Here is a 14,277-nt window from a genome sequence, read left to right as displayed (position 1 = left end):
TCCTCTTACGCCACGGAGGGTTACGCCTCGGGGGGCGTCGTCTCCTCGCGGATCACCTGCTGGGCGACCTTGAAGGCCGAGTTGGCCGCCGGGACGCCGCAGTAGACGGCGGTCTGGAGGAGCACCTCCATGATCTCGGCGGGCGACAGGCCGTTGCGCAGGGCGGCGCGGGTGTGGAAGGCGAGCTCCTCCAGGTGGCCGCCCGCGACCAGCGCGGTGAGGGTGACGACGCTGCGGGTGCGGCGGTCGAGGCCCTCGCGGGTCCACACCTCGCCCCACGCGTAGCGGGTGATCAGCTCCTGGAAGTCGCGGGTGAAGTCGTCGGCGGCGGCCGTGGCGCGGTCCACGTGCGCGTCCCCGAGGACCTCGCGGCGCACCTTCATGCCGGCGTCGTACGGGTCGGGCCGCCCGGCGGGTGCCGCTTCCGGCGACGACACGGCGGGAGCGGCGGGCGCGGCCGCGACGGGGGGCGCGACGACGGGCGCGGTGGCGACCGGGGCGGCCGGCGCGGCGGGCGCCACGACGGGTGCGGCGGTGACCGGGGCGGCGGGCGCTCCCGGTGCGGCGGCGACGGGGCCGGGCGCGGCGGGCACGGTGACGGGGGCGGGCGGCGCGAGGGGCCCGGGATGCGGGGCCGCGGGGGCGATGGCGGGCATCACGGGAGGCGCCGCGAGCGCGGCCATGGTGTCCTGCCACGAGGTCGAGAAGTGGCGCACCAGCAGGTCCGTGACGGCGGCGGGCTGCTCGACGGGCGCCAGGTGCGACGCTCCGGGCACCACCGCGAGGCGGGCGTCCGGGATGCCGGCGACCAGGGTCCGGGCCTCGGCGGGGCCGGTGACGGTGTCCTCCGAGCCGACCAGCACGAGCGTGGGCACGCCGACGCGGCCGAGTTCGGCGCGTACGTCGAAGGAGGCGAGTGCTTCGCAGGCGGCGACGTAGCAGCCCGGGTCGGTCGTACGGACCATCTGCACGGCCCACTCGACGATGGCGGGCTGGGCGGCGGCGAAGCCGGGGGTGAACCAGCGTTCGGGCGCCGTGCGGGCCATCGGGTCGAGGCCGTTGGTGCGGACGATCACGCCGCGCCGGCGGAACTCGTCGGCGGTGCCGAACCGGGGCGAGGAGGCGACCAGCGCGAGCGAGGCGAGCCGGTGCGGGGCCCGCAGGGCGAGGTCCGTGCCGATGGCGCCGCCGATGGAGCAGCCCACGTAACCGAAGCGGTGGACGCCGAGCCCGTCGAGCGTGGCGAGGAGCCGGTCGGTCAGCTCGGAGACGGCGGACGCCGGTTCGGCGGGCGCGCCGCCGTGCCCGGGCAGGTCGAACCGGAGGACCCTCCACTGGCGGGTGAGCTCGGGTATCTGCCGGTCCCACATGTGCCAGGTGGTACCGAGGGATGACCCCATGATCAGCACAGGGGCGTCTTCTGGCCCGTCAAAGCGGTATTGCAGGGTTTCGGTCTTCGTCGTACTCACCCGCTAACGCTCCCACATCTCACGATCTCCCTCGGCCGGGGGTGGGGCATCACCCGCCCGACCTCGCAGAATGCCCTGGCATGGTACAAGCGGGCCCGCGGCGGCCGTTCCGCGAAGGGCGCGTCAGTCCGCGTCCGCGCGGGACAGGGCTCCGGTGATCAGCCGGGTGGCGAAGTCGTGGTCGTCGGTGATCCGGTTGATGTGCTCCGCGAGCAGGACGGCAGTGGCTTCCAGAGGGGTCATCTCCTCCTGGGGCCACTCTCCGTACTGCTTGCGCCAGAGGCTGGGGCTCAGGTCGGTGCCCGCCGCGATGACCAGGCCCGCCATGGTGGGGATGGCCTCGGGAGGGAAGCTCTTGGGCATGTTGCGCATCGTGGCCACGAGGCTCGGCACCACGTACTCGAAGACGTCCCGGCCGTGGTCCTCGTAGGCCATCCGCAGCCACCTCATGAACATGTAGATCAGCGTGCACGCGCCGTCCAGCAGGTCCCGGAGCTCCCTGCGGCTCAAGGACGCGGTGTACTGGTTGATCAACTCGCGCTGCTCGGCGTCGATCTCGGTCCTGCCGGCGTAGATGGCCTTGAGCTGGGAGTCGATCACCATGAGCGCCGCACCCACGTCACCGGCGGGGGCGTTCTGGGGGTCGCAGGGCGATGACACAGGACGGTTCCTCCTCACGTGACCGCGGCAGGCGGCGCGGCATGCCCGTACGGTAGACCGCCGGACGGACGCGGGTCCGGCGAATCCCGAGAGACCCCCCTTCCGGGGAGTACGCCCGGCAGGACGCCGTAGGCGCAGGCACCAGATCACGCCAATCACGGGAGTCCCGGCTCCCTTCCCCTTGCCAGTGCGGGGTGCTCCGGATACACATGGCCGCCAACAACGCGGGGCTGCCGGGTCGTATGGGGCTTCGGGCCGCGAGGACGGGGGAAGTGGTGACGTACGAGCGCCTCCTCGCCCGCGTCGTCTCCGGGCTGCTGATGGAGCCGCGGAACCGGCCGAGCGTGGGCAGCAGGCTGCGGCGCAAGGGCGGGCCGCCCGTCATCGAGGTCGTGGGGCTCGACCGGACGCAGCAGAACGACCTCCTGTGGAGCCTGCGCCACACGTACGCGGAGCGGCTGCCGGTGAACGTTCCCGAGGTGCCGGTCGAGAACGGGGTCGCGGATTCCTTCTGGTACCTGTCGACGCGGATGTCCGGGCTGGGCGGGCCGGCCGGACGGCGCGCCCCGGCCTTCCCGCGCTTCCACCTCGGGCTCCTCGCCCACACCTGGGCCGCCGACCACGCCGACCTGGGCCTGGACCGGCTGCAGTACGCGCACCGCGCCCTCGTCCGCGATCTGAGCCGGCGGCGGCAGGAGGAACCTCCCCGCCGCGACCAGCTGCTGCGCGAGCTCGAGGTGCCGCTGGCGGGGACCGGCACGCTCGGCAGCCTCCTGGCGATGCTCTCCACTCTGGTGCGCTTCCTGACCGGGCGTCCCCGGCCCGACCGGGTGGCCCTGCGCTGGTGGGGGCGGGCTCTGAGGGTGCAGAAGGGAGGCGCGTTCTCCAACCGGGAGGCGATCGCCATCAGGCTGTTCTACTTCTTCCGGCCGCGCCCGCCGCGCCCCGACGACCCGGAGGACGTCCGCGAGGAGGCGGCCCGGGCGGAGGCGGCCCGCGTGGACAACCGGAACGAGTTCCTCATCGCCGCCTTCCTCGCGGACATCGACGCGCACTACGGCCTGCTGCGCCGGCTCAACAGGAACCAGCCCCCGCTGATGCTCCTGCGGGTGCACAACGCGCGGGGCCGGGCCGTCCTCGACACCTACCTCGCCGCCTACCGGACCCTGCGCCGCGTCGTGGGGCGGCGTACGGCCACCCATCCCGTGGTCCTGGTGGTCAGCGACGACGACGCGGGCGCCCGGCTCACGGCGGCGCCCCTCGACGAGCTCGAAGCCCTCCTCAACACCTGGACCCTGCGGCTGGAAGGCGACGTGCGCGAGCGGCGGCTGCTGCGGGTGACGGTGCGGGAGGCGGCATCTGCGGCACGGCCGCCCACCTCAGGGGAGGGGCAGTGACAGACACTCCGGACAGGCCCGGGCCCGGGCACGGCCCGGTGACCATGGTGGCGCTCGCCCTGGGCGTGGTCTTCGCCCTGGTGGCCGGCTGGATCCTGTGGGACCGGTACGGCCCCGAGGACCCCGACCCGTGCGGCCCGGGCCTGCACACCACCCACGGCGAGTGCATCGGGGTCAGCGACGGCGGCGGCACGCCCTTCATGGACGACCTCGCCGAGGTCATGAAGCGCGTCAAGGAGGAGAACGACCGCATCGACGGCCAACCGCACGTCACCATCGCCCTGATGATCCCGATGACCTCCGATCACGAACCGGTCAGGCGGCAGATCCTGCACGAGGTCCAGGGCGCCTACATCGCGCAGTACTTCGCCAACGGCGCCACCGCGTCCGAGAAGCAGAGCGGTGGCGAGCAGCCCAAGATCCGCCTCGTCCTCGCCAACCCCGGCAAGAACCGCGATCGGTGGCGGCCGGTCGCCGACCAGCTCGCCGCCCTCTCCCGGGACAAGAAGCACAACCTCCGCACCGTCTTCGGCTTCGACCTCAGCGTGCGGCCGACCGCCGAGGCCATCGCGTATCTGACGAAGGAGAAGAAGATACCGGTGGTCGGCGGCCCCATCACGGGCGACGAGTTCACCGGCTATCCCCTGTTCGCCCGGGTCGCGCCCACCAACAGCGACCAGGCGGACGCCCTGGTGCACTTCGACAGGAACCTGGACCTGGAGCACGCCATCCTGGTCAAGGACACCAGGCCGTCGGACCCGTACAACGAGTCCCTCCTGCAGGCCTACGAGGGGAAGCTGCGCCGGTCACCGCACGAGCCGATGCCCTTCGAGTCCGAGGGGACGGACGCCGAGGGCGCGCTGGCCGGCGAGTTCAAGCGGATGGCCACGGACATCTGCGTACTGCGGCCGCAGGTCAACACCGTCTACTTCGCCGGCCGGCCCACCCACCTGCGGCAGTTCCTCAACGAGCTGGCCCGGAACCGCCCGTGCAAGAACGAGGCCTTCACGGTGGTCAGCGGATCCGGCGCGTCCACCCTGTACGCGGACACGAAGCTGGACTGGGACGCCCTGCGCGGCCTGCGCGGAGACGGGGGCAAGTGGGAGGGCAAGGTGACCGTCCTCTACACCTCCGTCTCGCACCCCGACGGCTGGCTCAGCAAGCGGCCGCGGCCGCCGGAGACGGGTGGCTCACCGGCCGTGGTCCGCGAGCTGATGCAGAGGCTGGCGGCGCCTCCCCCCGTCGGGCCCATCGGGCCCGCCGACATCTACGACTCGCGCACGGTCTCCGTCCACGACTCCGCCAAGACCGCCATCGCGGGGATCAGGCTGCACGCGGAGGGCCGCAAGAGCGGCTACATCCCCACCCTGCGGGAGATCGGCACCGACTGGAACGCCCTCCGGGGGGTGCACAAGGTCGACGGGGCCAGCGGCTGGATCTGCATCGACAACAAGGGAAACGCCTACAACAAGGCCGTCGCCGTGGTCCGGCTCGACCCGGAAGTGCGCGGTGAGCGGCCGACGTTCGTCGGCCTCGCCTGGCCGAAGGCCTCCCCGCCGCCCATGGGCCAGGAAGGCAGCGGAGCCTGCCAGATTCCCCGGTCGTAGGCCTTGTCAGGGTGTCGCGGTGGAGACGACGTACACGCGGGGGGCCGCCGGGTCGGTGAGGTCGACCGTGATGTCGCGGGTGGGCCTCGGGTCGGGTCGCCGGTGCGTGGTTCCGGCCCAGTCGTGCGTGTCGGGGAAGTGCCAGCCGACCGTGCGGGCGTCGCGCTCGCCGATCGTGATCTGGTCCGCGACCAGTTCGGAGCGGCTGGTGCCGACGTCCTGGAGGAAGTCGTCGAGCCCCGAGGCGTCCGTCGTGAACTGCACGTACAGCCGGCTCGACTTCCAGTTGCTGGTCTCGAAGTAGGCCACGTCGGTGGCCGCGCCGGGGATCGGCACCTCGAAGACGCGGCGCTTCATCTTGGACGGCCAGCTGTCGCGCAGGCCGGAGGCGGAGGACTCGGCCTGCTTGTCGCGGCCGCTGCTTCGGCTCTGCTCGGCGGAGATGACGAGGTAGCCGGCCGGGATGCCGATGAGCAGGGCGATGACGACCGCGGTCAGCCAGCGGCGGCGGATCATGTGCCGCCGGTCCTCCCCGGGCTCGGGTGCGGGCTGGTGGGGCACGGTCATGGCTGCGGTTCCTCGGTGGAGCGGGCGCCGCGGGGGGTGCGCAGCGCCTGGGCGTAGCGTTCGTACCGCTCGTGGCGCTCGACGCGGCGGCGGTTGGCGCGGCGGAAGCGGCGGGCGACGAGCCGGGCGAGGTCGGCGGCGCCGACCATGCCGGCCTCGGGGCCGAGCTGCGCCTTGGCGATCCGGGCCTCGGGGCGGTAGCCGCGGCCGGTGAGGTGGCGGCGGAAGGCGTCCCGGGCGGGGCCGATGAGCAGGTCGTCGGCGGCGCTGACGCCTCCGCCGATGACGAAGCAGGACGGGTCGAGGGCGGCCGCGAGGTTGGCGATGCCGACGCCGAGCCACTGGCCGATGTCCTGGAACAGCTCCACGCACATGGCGTCGCCCTCGCGGGCGAGCTCGGTGATGAGCGGTCCGGTGATGTCGGGGATGGAGCCCTTGACGCGCTCGATGATGTTGTACGCGACCGGCGAGTCGGCCGCCGCGAGCTCGCGGGCCTCGCGGACCAGGGCGTTGCCGGAGCTGTACTGCTCCCAGCAGCCGCGGTTGCCGCACGGGCAGCGGTGGCCGCCGGGGACGACCTGCATGTGCCCGAACTCGCCGGCGACCCCGTACTTGCCGCGCTTGACGCGGCCGTCCTCCAGGATGGCGCCGCCGATGCCGGTGCCGAGCGTGATCATGACGAGGTGGTCCTCGCCGCGGCCGGCGCCGAAGCGCCATTCGGCCCAGGCGGCGGTGTTGGCGTCGTTGTCGACCATGACCGGGACGGCGAGGCGGGCCTGGAGGGCGTCGCGCAGCGGCTCGTTGCGCCAGGCGAGGTGCGGGGCGAACAGGACGCGGCTGCGGTCGGCGTCGACCCAGCCGGCGGCGCCGATGCCGACGGCGTGGACGTCGTGCCGGTCGGAGAGGTCGAGGACGAGCTCGGTGATGGTGTCCTCGACGACCTTGGGGCTCTTGGACTTGTCCGGGGTCTCGGTCCTGAGCTGCTCGAGGATGGTGCCGTCGGCGTCGACGACGCCCGCCATCACCTTCGTACCGCCGATGTCGATGCCGACGGTGGGCACGCGGGGGGCGGTGAGGTGGGAGCGGCGTTCGCGGGCGGAGATGGTGCGCAGGACGGTGGCGCGGGCGGAGCCGCGGTGTGCGGGGTCGCGGTACGTGCTCACGTGTCCTGTCGTCCCTGGTGGGGGGTGGGCCGGGCGGTGCGCGGGGCTCCGGAGCCGGCGGCGGACGGCGCCCGCCGCCCCCGATTCTGCCAGGTACGGGCGCGGGGGCGGCGGTGCGGCGGGGTTACGGCGCCTCGGGCCGCGGGCCGGCGGGGGTGCCGGCCGGGGAGGTGGCGGGGGGCGGGGCCGGGGCTCGTTCGAGCTCGTGGCGGAGGTCCTCCAGCTCGCTGCCGCCCGCCATCTGACGGGTCAGCTCGTCCAGCGTGACGGAGTCCTTGGTGTGGCTGCCGGCCATCGCACCGCGCTTCAGCAGCACGAACCGGTCACCGACCAGGTACGCGTGGTGAGGGTTGTGCGTGATGAGGACCACGCCGAGGCCCGCGTCGCGCGCGGCGGCCACGTACTTGAGGACCACCCCGGACTGCTTGACACCGAGCGCCGCCGTCGGCTCGTCGAGGACGAGGACCTTCGCGCCGAAGTGGACCGCGCGGGCGATGGCCACGCACTGCCGCTCGCCGCCCGACAGGGTGCCGATCGGCTGGTCGACGTCGCGCAGGTCGATGCCCATGCGCAGCAGCTCGGCACGGGTGGTCTCCCGCATGAGGTCGACGTCGAGCCGCTTGAAGGGGCCGGCGCCCTTGGTGGGCTCGGAGCCGAGGAAGAAGTTCCGCCAGACCGGCATGAGCGGGACGACGGCCAGGTCCTGGTAGACGGTGGCGATGCCCCGGTCCAGGGCGTCGCGCGGGGAGGCGAGGGAGGTCTCCTCGCCGTCGATGCGCAGGGTGCCGCCGTCGTGGGCGTGCAGACCGGCGACGATCTTGATGAGGGTGGACTTGCCGGCGCCGTTGTCGCCGAGGACGCAGGTGATCTCGCCCGCGTGGACTTCGAGGGAGACGCCCTCCAGGGCGCGGATGTTGCCGTAGTACTTGCTGACGTCGTCGAGCTGTACCAGTGCCGTCACTTGGTGGCCTCCGCACGCTTGCGGACCCAGGCGTTGAGCAGGGTCGCGAGGAGGAGCATCGCTCCGAGGAAGAACTTGAACCAGTCCGGGTTCCACTCGGCGTACACGATGCCCTTGCTGGTCATGCCGAAGATGAACGCGCCGACCGCCGAGCCGATGGCCGACCCGTACCCGCCCGTGATCAGGCAGCCGCCGATGACGGCGGCGATGATGTAGATCAGCTCGTTGCCGACGCCCTCGCCGGACTGAACGACGTCGAACGAGAACAGCAGGTGCTGTCCGGACACCCAGGCGCAGAAGGCCACGCCCATGTAGAGGCCGATCTTCGTCGTACGGACCGGAACGCCGACCGCGCGGGCGGCGTCGGCGTTGCCGCCCACCGCGAAGATCCAGTTGCCGAAGCGGGTGCGCAGCAGGATCCAGGTGGCGAGGGCGACCAGGGCGAACCACCACAGGATGGTGACCTTGAGGTCGACGCCGCCGACGGTGACGTGCGAGGCGAAGAGGGTACGGGCGGAGGAGAAGCCCTCCATGTCGGCGATGGTCTTGGTGGAGACCGTGCCGCTGATGAGCTTGGTGAAGCCGAGGTTCATGCCGGTCAGCATCAGGAAGGTGCCGAGCGTGATGATGAAGCTCGGCAGTTTGGTGCGGGTCAGCATGACGCCGTTGAACGCGCCGACGGCGAGGGTGACGAGGAGGGAGACGGCCACGCCGACCCAGACGTTGGCGGTCATCTGGTAGCTGAACATCGACGAGACGAGCGCCGACGTCGTCACCAGCACACCGGCCGACAGGTCGAACTCGCCGCCGATCATCAGCAGGGCGACGGGCACGGCCATGATGCCGATGGTGGAGGCCGCGTACAGGACCGTGCCGAAGCTGGAGGCGCGCAGGAAGCTGTCGGCGGCGAGGGCGAAGAAGAGGAAGACGGCGGCGGCGCCGACCACCGAGCCGAGTTCCGGGCGGCCGAGCAGCCTGCGCAGCGGCGAGGTGCGCAGCAGGCGCTCGTCGCCGCCGCCGGTGCCGGGGGTGCCGTCCTTGTCCTTGACGGGTGGTGCGGTCGCTGTCATCGGGTTCCCCGCTCCGTGTATTCCGTGAGCTTGGCGGCGTCCTGCTGGGTGATGATCTGCGGGCCGGTGAGGACGGGCCTGCCGCCGCCGAGTACGTCGGCGTTGTAGCGGTGCAGCCACAGCAGGTCGACGGCCTCGTACCCCTGGAGGTAGGGCTGCTGGTCGACGGCGAAGCCGAGCTGCCGGGCCTTGAGTCCGGCGGCCACCTTGGCGTTCAGGTCGAAGGTGTCGACCTCGGCGTCGGACCCGGCGGTCTTCTTCGCCTGGACGGCGGCGTCCGCGAACGGCGCGCCGAGGGTGACGACGGCGTCGATGGACCGGTCCGTCTGGAGCTTGGCCTCGATGGACGCCTGGACGTCGGGCATGTTGGTGCCGTCGACGTAGAGGTTCTGCACGTCGCCGTCGAAGGTCTTCTTCACGCCGGCGCAGCGCTGCTCGTGGCCGACGTTGCCCTGTTCGTGCAGGACGCACAGGGCCTTCTTGCGGCCGCGCCGGTCGAGCTCGTCGCCGACCGCCTCGCCCGCGATGTTCTCGTCCTGGCCGATGTGGGTGAGGGCGCCGAGGGCCTTGGACTGCTCGGCGCCGGAGTTGACGGTGATCACCGGGATGCCCGCCTTGACGGCCTTGGCGACGGCCGCCTTCATGGCGTCGGGCTTGGCGAGGGTGACGATCAGGCCGTCGACCTTCTTGTCGATGTAGGACTCGACGAGCTGGGCCTGCTGCTGTCCCTCGTCGCTGTGGGCGTAGAGGAAGGTGATGTTGTCCTTGGCGGCCGCTTGCTTGGCGCCGCTCTGGACGATGTCCCAGAAGGTGTCGCCGTCGCCGGAGTGGGTGACCATGGCGACGGTCCACCTCGGGGTGTCCACGGCGGCCCGGCCCTGGGCGGCGGCCGCCTTGCGGGCGTCCTCGGCGCGCTTGCCGCCGGTGGCGCTGCACCCGGCGAGGGCTGCGGCGAGGGAGAGCCCGAGCGCCGCCGCGAGGGCCGCGCGCAGGGCGCCGCGCCATGCTGCTTCCGAACGCCTTGAACTCCTTGGACTCCTTGGACTCCTTGCCACGACGCCGTGCCCCTTTTGCTCTGTTCGCTGTCCTTGCCGTACGACTGGGCAAGTATCGGTCATGGCGATGTGTCCGGTTTTCATCGGGTCCCGCGGGCGGTGAGGTCCTCCAGCCGCTCCACGTCCTTCTCGGTGACGAGGGCGGGGCCGGTGAGGACGGGCTTGCCGCCGCCGAGGACGTTGAGGTTGTCCTTGTGGAGCCGGAGCGCGTCGACGGCGAGGTAGCCCTGGAGGTAGGGCTGCTGGTCGACGGCGAAGCCGATCTGCCGGGCCTTGAGCTGGGCGACCACGGCCGCGTTGAGGTCGAAGGTGTCGATCTCGGCGTTGGAGCCGGCGCTCTGCCTGGCCTTGACGGAGGCGGCTGCGAAGGGGGCGCCGAGGGTGACGACGGCGTCGATGTCGTCGGCGCTCTGGAGCTTGGCCTCGATGGAGGAAGTGGCGGCGGGCATATTGGTGCCCTCGACGTTGAGGTTCTCGACGGTGCCCTTGAACGTCTTCTTCACGCCGGCGCAGCGCTCTTCGAGGGAAACGTTTCCCTGCTCGTGGATGACGCACAGGGCCTTCTTCTTGCCGCGTGCGGTGAGCTCCTCGCCGACGGCCTCGCCCGCGACGGACTCGTCCTGGCCGATGTGGGTGAGGGCGCCGTACGCGGCGGAGTGCTGCCCGCCGGAGTTGATAGTGATGACGGGGATGCCGGCGGCGACGGCCTTGGCGACGGACGCCTTGACGGCCTCGGGCTTGGCGAGGGTGACGATCAGGCCGTCCACCTTCTTCGCCACGTACGAGTCGATGAGCTGGGCCTGCTCCTTGCCTTCCTTGTTCGCGGCGTAGAGGAACGCGGCGTTGTCCTTGGCGGCGGCTTGCTTGGCGCCGTTCTGGACGATGTCCCAGAAGGTGTCGCCCTCGCCGGAGTGGGTGACCATGGCGATGGTCATGCGGTCGGTGGTGGCGGGGCTGCCGCCGCCGGCGGGGGTGGAGGGCTTGTTCTCGGCGTCCTTGCCGCCGGAGTCGCTGCATCCGGCGGCGGTGACGGTGAGTGCGACTGCGGTCAGCAGGGCCGCTGCCGCCGTGCGGGTGGTTCGCATGGTGGTCGTCCGCCTTCTGTGCCCGGCGCCGCCCGGTTGCGGCTGGGTGCGTTTCTACGGCGGTGGCGACGACCCGTCAATACTTTGTCCGAACATTCTTACGCGCTATGCGCTGAGGGAGTCACGGCCGGACGAGGAGCTGGAACTCGAACGCGTACCGCGACGCCCGGTAGAGGTGCGAGCCGAACTCCACGGGCCGACCGGTGTCGTCGAAGGTGGTGCGCTCCATGGTGAGCAGCGGCGCGCCCGGCTCCTCGGTGAGCAGCTCCGCCTCCAGCGCGGTGGCGGCGCGGGCCCCGACGGACTGGCGGGCGCTGTGCAGCGTGATGCCCGCGCCGCGCATCAGCCGGTACAGGCCGGTCTCCTCCAGCTCCTCGGTGACGGGGTCGAGCAGGCCGGGCGGCAGGTGGTTGCGCAGCCGCGCCATGGGCTCGCCGTGCGCGAAGCGCAGCCGCTCCAGGAACCGGACGTCGCCGCCCTCCGGTACGCCGAGGGCGGCGGCCACCTCCGCGGTGGCGGGCTGGAGGCGGTTGGTCAGGACGATGGTGGCGGGGCGCTGGCCGGCCGCCTCGAGGTCGTCGTACAGGCTGCTGAGCTCCAGCGGGCGCTTGACCTGGCTGTGGACGACCTGGGTGCCGACGCCGCGGCGGCGGACGAGCAGGCCCTTGTCGACGAGTGCCTGGATCGCCTGGCGGACGGTGGGCCGGGAGAGGCCGAGCCGGGTGGCCAGGTCGATCTCGTTGCCGAGGAGGCTGCCCGGGGTGAGGGCGCCGCGCTCGATGGCCGCCTCCAGCTGCTGCGAGAGCTGGAAGTAGAGCGGCACCGGGCTGGTGCGGTCGACGCTCAGGGGGAGCTGCGCGACGGGGGCGGCCTCGTCGCGGTCGCGTCCGCCGCGGCCGGCGACGCGTCCGGCGCGGGCGCGCGCGTCTCGGGCTTCTGGGGTCTGCTTGGGCACGGCCCCGAGCGTATCCGCATGCCATCATGACGGGAAGTCGTGAAGTCCGATTGTCCTGACAAACGCTTGACAGGGCACCTGGCCCGGCACCACCTTGGGGGCCATGCGCATCGGACTCATCGGAACGGGACGTATCGGCGCCTTCCACGCCGGGGTGCTCAGCCGCCACCCGGAGGTCGGGTCACTCGTGGTCGCCGACGCCGACCCGGCACGGGCGGCCGAGGTCGCCGGAATCACCGGCGCCACCGCCGCCCCCACCGTCGACGACGTCTTCGCCTGGGGCGTGGACGCCGTCGTGATCGCCTCGGCCACCGCCGCCCACCCCGATCTCATCGCCCGCGCCGCCCGCGCCGGCCTGCCCGCCTTCTGCGAGAAGCCCATCGCCCTCGACCTGCCCGGCACCCTCACCGCGCTGCGCGAGGTCGAGTCCTCCGGCACGCCGCTCCAGCTCGGCTTCATGCGCCGCTTCGACGCCGGCTACCGGGCGGCCCGCGACGCCGTACGCACCGGGCGGCTCGGCCGGCTGCACACCGTACGGGCCATCACCTCCGACCCGGCGCCGCCGCCCGCCGCGTACCTGCCGCTCTCCGGCGGCCTCTACCGCGACTGCCTGGTCCACGACTTCGACATCCTGCGCTGGGTCACCGGCCGCGAGGTCACCGAGGTGTACGCGACCGGGTCCGACACCGGGCACGCCATGTTCCGCGACGCGGGCGACGTCGACACGGCGGCCGTGCTCCTCACCCTGGACGACGGCACCCTCGCCACCGCGACCGCCACCCGCTGCAACGGCGCCGGTTACGACGTCCGCATGGAACTGGCCGGTGAACGCGACCAGATCGCGGTGGGCCTCGACGAGCGCACCCCCCTCACCTCCACCGAACCCCTCGGCCCGCCCCCGGCCGACAAACCGTGGCCGGGCTTCCTCGAACGGTTCGCCCCGGCGTACGAAGCCGAACTCGACGCCTTCGTCCGCCTGGCGCGCGGCGAGCGCGACAACCCCTGTGACGGCCACGAGGCCCTGCGGGCGCTGCGCATCGCCGAGGCGTGCGAACTGTCGCGCCGCGAGCGCCGCCCGGTACGGCTGGAGGAGATCGCGTCGGCGCTGTGAGCCTTTTCATGCTCCTATGCGCAGCCAGGCGTCACCCGCCAGTCCGTCCAAGCCGGGGACGGGGCTGGGATAGCTGGTGACGTCACCGGTGGACGGGGTGATCCGTGTGAGGAAGGTTCCGCCTCTTCGGCCGCCGGAGTGCCAGGCAAGCCATACCTGTTCGTCCTCGGTCGCGGCGGCGCAGCCTTCCAGTGGGTGGTCGGGCAGGCGGCCGTCGGGCGCCCAGGCTGCCTGGCCCTGGGTGGTCCAGCCCGCGAGGCCCGCTCCCGACTCCGGGTGGCCGCCGTAGATGCCCTCGTCGCCATAAGCCGTCCAGATGCCTCCGTGAACGTCGGTGACCAGGGCGGGAATGTCGTCACCGACGCAGAACTCCGACTCCGGTGCACCGGACGGGGAGGACACCACGGCGTTGGGCGTCCAGGGGCCCCGGCCCCACACGACCCACCCCTTGATGTGGCGGGTGTGCTCGAGGAATCGCCGGTGGACCAAGAGGACGGCGAGCTCCCCGGAGGGACCGACAGTCCACCAAAGGGCTCGGTACCCCGCACGGCATCAGCGGCGGGAAGCCTCCACACCTCGCGTATCGCGGCATCGAGGCGGAGGTCATGGGGCGAGGAATCATGGGCAGTCGCCTCTGGGACTCCGGGAGCCAGGCATTTCGAAGATCACTACATTACCCCTCCATGCGCTCGTCCGACGCCCATGGGCGGAACCCTCACACGCCGCCGCGCGCGTCAGCCACCCGTTTGCGGGGCCGACAGCACCGTGCCCTGCGCCACCGCGCAGAGCGTCTCGTCCCCGCCCTCCCCGTCGACCGTCAGCAGGTCGCAGCGCACCACCGCCTGCCGCCTTCCCGCGTGGACCACGGACGCGCGGGCGATCAGGGTGCGGCCGGTGGCGGGGCGGACGTACTGGATGGAGAAGCCGGCCGTCAGCACGGCCGGGCCGAGGGCGGCGCCGGCGGCGAAGGTGAGGGCGTTGTCGGCGGCGTACGAGAGGACTCCGCCGTGGAGGAAGCCGTTCTGCTGGTGGAGCTCCTCGCGGATGTCCAGCTCCAGCACGGCGCGGCCGTCACCGAAGGCGGTGGTGCGGGCGCCGAGGAGCCGGCTGAAGGGCTGGCTGTCGAGGGCCTTCTGGGCGAGGGTGAGGTCGAGGTCGGATCCGTTCATGGGTTGTT

Annotated in this window: 14 protein-coding genes; 3 read left to right on the top strand and 11 right to left on the bottom strand. The window is 72.2% G+C overall.

Annotation, left to right across the window (positions count from 1 at the left end; translation table 11 throughout):
- Positions 1–20: 20 nt before the first annotated feature.
- Together pcaC and ABZX67_RS02155 are read right to left on the bottom strand one after the other, a co-directional pair.
- The gene (gene pcaC, locus ABZX67_RS02160; RefSeq protein ID WP_355353039.1) at positions 21–1,469 is read right to left on the bottom strand and encodes a 4-carboxymuconolactone decarboxylase; all 1,449 of its coding nucleotides are present in this window, start codon (positions 1,467–1,469) and stop codon (positions 21–23) included.
- A 123-nt stretch (positions 1,470–1,592) separates the two neighbouring features.
- Complete coding sequence (locus ABZX67_RS02155) at positions 1,593–2,129, bottom strand: hypothetical protein (RefSeq protein WP_355353036.1); 537 nt, start codon at positions 2,127–2,129, stop codon at positions 1,593–1,595.
- 275 nt (positions 2,130–2,404) lie between these two features.
- Between ABZX67_RS02155 and ABZX67_RS02150 the strand changes: the two genes are divergently transcribed.
- Positions 2,405–3,526 (top strand): hypothetical protein, encoded by a 1,122-nt coding sequence (locus ABZX67_RS02150; RefSeq protein ID WP_355353033.1) that lies wholly within the window; start codon positions 2,405–2,407, stop codon positions 3,524–3,526.
- Positions 3,523–5,133 (top strand): ABC transporter substrate-binding protein, encoded by a 1,611-nt coding sequence (locus tag ABZX67_RS02145; protein ID WP_355353030.1) that lies wholly within the window; start codon positions 3,523–3,525, stop codon positions 5,131–5,133. Before ABZX67_RS02150 ends, ABZX67_RS02145 begins: the two co-directional genes overlap by 4 nt.
- Before the next feature lie 6 nt (positions 5,134–5,139).
- On the opposite strand, the gene ABZX67_RS02140 is transcribed toward ABZX67_RS02145, so the two are convergent.
- From ABZX67_RS02140 to ABZX67_RS02110, 7 genes are all read right to left on the bottom strand, one after another.
- Positions 5,140–5,700, bottom strand: coding sequence for a hypothetical protein (locus ABZX67_RS02140; RefSeq protein WP_355353027.1), 561 nt, complete (start codon positions 5,698–5,700; stop codon positions 5,140–5,142).
- Positions 5,697–6,863 carry an ROK family glucokinase gene (locus ABZX67_RS02135; RefSeq protein WP_355353024.1) on the bottom strand — a complete coding sequence of 389 codons (1,167 nt, stop codon included), beginning with the start codon at positions 6,861–6,863 and terminating at the stop codon, positions 5,697–5,699. The genes ABZX67_RS02140 and ABZX67_RS02135 overlap by 4 nt, the downstream gene beginning before the upstream one ends.
- A gap of 124 nt (positions 6,864–6,987) precedes the next feature.
- Entirely contained in the window at positions 6,988–7,824 is an 837-nt protein-coding gene (locus ABZX67_RS02130; protein WP_355353020.1) for an ATP-binding cassette domain-containing protein, read from the bottom strand.
- Positions 7,821–8,894 (bottom strand): ABC transporter permease, encoded by a 1,074-nt coding sequence (locus ABZX67_RS02125; protein WP_355353017.1) that lies wholly within the window; start codon positions 8,892–8,894, stop codon positions 7,821–7,823. Before ABZX67_RS02125 ends, ABZX67_RS02130 begins: the two co-directional genes overlap by 4 nt.
- Complete coding sequence (locus ABZX67_RS02120; protein ID WP_355353458.1) at positions 8,891–9,886, bottom strand: substrate-binding domain-containing protein; 996 nt, start codon at positions 9,884–9,886, stop codon at positions 8,891–8,893. The genes ABZX67_RS02125 and ABZX67_RS02120 overlap by 4 nt, the downstream gene beginning before the upstream one ends.
- Before the next feature lie 143 nt (positions 9,887–10,029).
- Positions 10,030–11,034, bottom strand: a complete 1,005-nt coding sequence (locus tag ABZX67_RS02115; RefSeq protein ID WP_355353014.1) for a substrate-binding domain-containing protein — start codon at positions 11,032–11,034, stop codon at positions 10,030–10,032.
- Positions 11,035–11,155: 121 nt separating this feature from the next.
- Entirely contained in the window at positions 11,156–11,881 is a 726-nt protein-coding gene (locus ABZX67_RS02110) for a GntR family transcriptional regulator (RefSeq protein WP_355353455.1), read from the bottom strand.
- Between the two features lie 211 nt (positions 11,882–12,092).
- On the opposite strand from ABZX67_RS02110, the gene ABZX67_RS02105 reads away from it, so the two are divergent.
- On the top strand, positions 12,093–13,100 hold the full coding sequence (locus tag ABZX67_RS02105; protein WP_355353011.1) for a Gfo/Idh/MocA family oxidoreductase: 1,008 nt from the start codon (positions 12,093–12,095) through the stop codon (positions 13,098–13,100).
- Positions 13,101–13,106: 6 nt separating this feature from the next.
- Here the strand turns inward: ABZX67_RS02105 and ABZX67_RS02100 are convergent, their stop codons facing one another.
- Together ABZX67_RS02100 and ABZX67_RS02095 are read right to left on the bottom strand one after the other, a co-directional pair.
- A complete protein-coding gene (locus ABZX67_RS02100; protein ID WP_355353009.1) occupies positions 13,107–13,589 on the bottom strand; it encodes a hypothetical protein in 483 nt (160 codons plus the stop codon).
- A gap of 245 nt (positions 13,590–13,834) precedes the next feature.
- The gene (locus ABZX67_RS02095) at positions 13,835–14,269 is read right to left on the bottom strand and encodes a PaaI family thioesterase (protein ID WP_355353006.1); all 435 of its coding nucleotides are present in this window, start codon (positions 14,267–14,269) and stop codon (positions 13,835–13,837) included.
- Positions 14,270–14,277 lie beyond the last annotated feature (8 nt).

It is taken from the genome of Streptomyces sp. NPDC003036, assembly GCF_040611175.1.
Taxonomy (GTDB): domain Bacteria; phylum Actinomycetota; class Actinomycetes; order Streptomycetales; family Streptomycetaceae; genus Streptomyces.
Note: the sequence above shows the minus strand (reverse complement) of the source record. Positions and strands in the feature narration are given on the sequence as shown.

Bases quoted from the DNA above. Each gene is read 5' to 3' on its own strand.
- ABZX67_RS02095 (WP_355353006.1), bottom strand. From the start codon at position 14,269: ATGAACGGATCCGACCTCGACCTCACCCTCGCCCAGAAGGCCCTCGAC.
- ABZX67_RS02125 (WP_355353017.1), bottom strand. From the start codon at position 8,894: ATGACAGCGACCGCACCACCCGTCAAGGACAAGGACGGCACCCCCGGC.
- ABZX67_RS02140 (WP_355353027.1), bottom strand. From the start codon at position 5,700: ATGACCGTGCCCCACCAGCCCGCACCCGAGCCCGGGGAGGACCGGCGG.
- ABZX67_RS02115 (WP_355353014.1), bottom strand. From the start codon at position 11,034: ATGCGAACCACCCGCACGGCGGCAGCGGCCCTGCTGACCGCAGTCGCA.
- ABZX67_RS02105 (WP_355353011.1), top strand. From the start codon at position 12,093: ATGCGCATCGGACTCATCGGAACGGGACGTATCGGCGCCTTCCACGCC.